This is a genomic window from Sphingobacterium ginsenosidimutans (assembly GCF_039536865.1).
Lineage (GTDB): Bacteria > Bacteroidota > Bacteroidia > Sphingobacteriales > Sphingobacteriaceae > Sphingobacterium > Sphingobacterium detergens.
Genome location: NZ_BAAAZK010000001.1, coordinates 1 through 2,610, shown reverse-complemented (window position 1 = coordinate 2,610; position 2,610 = coordinate 1). Strand labels below are relative to the sequence as shown.

Below are 2,610 nucleotides of genomic sequence, written 5' to 3'. Positions count from 1 at the left end.
ATAAGGGTGAGAGCCCCGTACAGGTAAAGAATGTTGACATAGTGGTATCCTGAGTACCGCGGGACCGGAGAAATCCTGTGGGAATCCACCAGCACCATCTGGTAAGGCTAAATACTCCTGAGAGACCGATAGTGAACCAGTACCGTGAGGGAAAGGTGAAAAGAACCCCGAACAGGGGAGTGAAAAGAACCTGAAACCGTGTGCTTACAAGCGGTTGGAGCAGGCAGGTCCTGTGACAGCGTGCCTTTTGCATAATGAGCCTACGAGTTACTCTTGTCTGGCAAGGTTAAGTCCTTCAGGGACGCAGCCGAAGCGAAAGCGAGTCTTAATAGGGCGCATAGTCAGATGAGGTAGACGCGAAACCTTGTGATCTACCCTTGGGCAGGTTGAAGTTGCAGTAACATGTAATGGAGGACCGAACCGATAAACGTTGAAAAGTTTCCGGATGACCTGAGGGTAGGGGTGAAAGGCCAATCAAACTGGGAAATAGCTCGTACTCCCCGAAATGTTTTTAGGAACAGCGTCGGCATCGAGTTTAATAGAGGTAGAGCTACCGATTGGGTGCGGGGGAGTCAAATCCTACCAAATCCAGACGAACTCCGAATGCTATTAAATATGGCCGGCAGTGAGGCTTTGGGTGCTAAGGTCCAAGGCCGAGAGGGAAAGAACCCAGACCATCAGCTAAGGTCCCCAAATTCGTTCTAAGTTGAACTAACGAGGTCCGGTTGCCCAGACAGCTAGGATGTTGGCTTGGAAGCAGCCATTCATTTAAAGAGTGCGTAACAGCTCACTAGTCGAGCGGCCGGGCGTGGATAATAAACGGGCATCAAGAACGGTACCGAAGCTATGGATTTGCACTTATGTGCATCTGGTAGGGGAGCATTCCATATGGGGCGAAGATATCTGGTAATGGGTGTTGGACCGTATGGAAAAGCAAATGTAGGCATAAGTAACGATAAGGCGGGTGGGAAACCCGCCCACCGAAAGACCAAGGTTTCCTGATCAACGTTAATCGGATCAGGGTCAGTCGGGACCTAAGGCGCACCCGAAGGGGGCAAGCCGATGGACAACTGGTTAATATTCCAGTACTCTTCATAACTGCGATGTGGTGACGGAGTAGTGACACTGCCGCGAACTGACGGAATAGTTCGTTGAAAGGCGTAGGTATAGGGACGGTAGGCAAATCCGCCGACCCTGCTGAAACCCAATAGTACAGCAAAGCTTCGGTGGCGCTGATAGAGCAGGTAAACAGACTTCCAAGAAAACCCGCTAAGCTTCAGGTTATGAAGACCCGTACCGCAAACCGACACAGGTGGTCGAGGAGAGAATCCTAAGGTGCTCGAGTGAGTCATGGCTAAGGAACTCGGCAAAATGGCCCTGTAACTTCGGGAGAAGGGGCGCTGTCTCAGCGATGAGCAGCCGCAGTGAAAAGGCCCAGGCGACTGTTTAACAAAAACATATGGCTTTGCAAAATCGCAAGATGAGGTATAAGGCCTGACACCTGCCCGGTGCTGGAAGGTTAAGAGGGGATGTCATCGTAAGAGAAGCATTGAATCGAAGCCCCAGTAAACGGCGGCCGTAACTATAACGGTCCTAAGGTAGCGAAATTCCTTGTCGGGTAAGTTCCGACCTGCACGAATGGTGTAACGATCTGGGCGCTGTCTCAGCCATGAGCTCGGTGAAATTGTGGTATCGGTGAAGACGCCGATTACCCGCAACGGGACGGAAAGACCCCATGCACCTTCACTATAGCTTAACATTGAGATTGGGTACAGGATGTGTAGGATAGGCGGGAGATGTTGAAGCGTGTTCGCCAGGATACGTGGAATCAACCTTGAAATACCGCCCTTTCTGTATTCGGTTTCTAACTCCCTAATGGGGAGGACATTGTTTGGTGGGTAGTTTGACTGGGGTGGTCGCCTCCAAAAAGGTAACGGAGGCTTTCAAAGGTAAGCTCAGTACGCTTGGTAACCGTACGCGGAGTGCAATGGCATAAGCTTGCTTGACTGTGAGACCGACAAGTCGAACAGGGTCGAAAGACGGACATAGTGATCCGGTGGTTCTGTATGGAAGGGCCATCGCTCAAAGGATAAAAGGTACGCTGGGGATAACAGGCTGATCTCCCCCAAGAGCTCATATCGACGGGGAGGTTTGGCACCTCGATGTCGGCTCGTCACATCCTGGGGCTGGAGAAGGTCCCAAGGGTTGGGCTGTTCGCCCATTAAAGTGGCACGCGAGCTGGGTTCAGAACGTCGCGAGACAGTTCGGTCCCTATCTGTTGTGGGCGTTGGAAGTTTGAGTGGATCTGACCTTAGTACGAGAGGACCGGGTTGGACAGACCTCTGGTGAACCTGTTATGCCGCCAGGTGTACGGCAGGGTAGCTACGTCTGGAATAGATAAGCGCTGAAAGCATCTAAGTGCGAAACTAGCCACGAGATGAGACTTCCTTATAGGGTCGTAGAAGATGACTACGTTGATAGGCCATAGGTGTAAAGGTTGAGAGACCAAAGCCAAGTGGTACTAATAGCCCGAAGCTTTCTCATGCAGAGACACACTGTTGTCTTCCTCTTTAATTTTTGAAACAAAGGAAACGAAACTCTTTCAATATA

Annotated in this window: 1 rRNA gene; it reads left to right on the top strand. The window is 51.0% G+C overall.

From position 1 onward, the window contains the following. Positions 1–2,545, top strand: a 23S ribosomal RNA gene (locus ABFX33_RS00005); the annotation flags it as partial. Between the last annotated feature and the right edge of the window lie 65 nt (positions 2,546–2,610).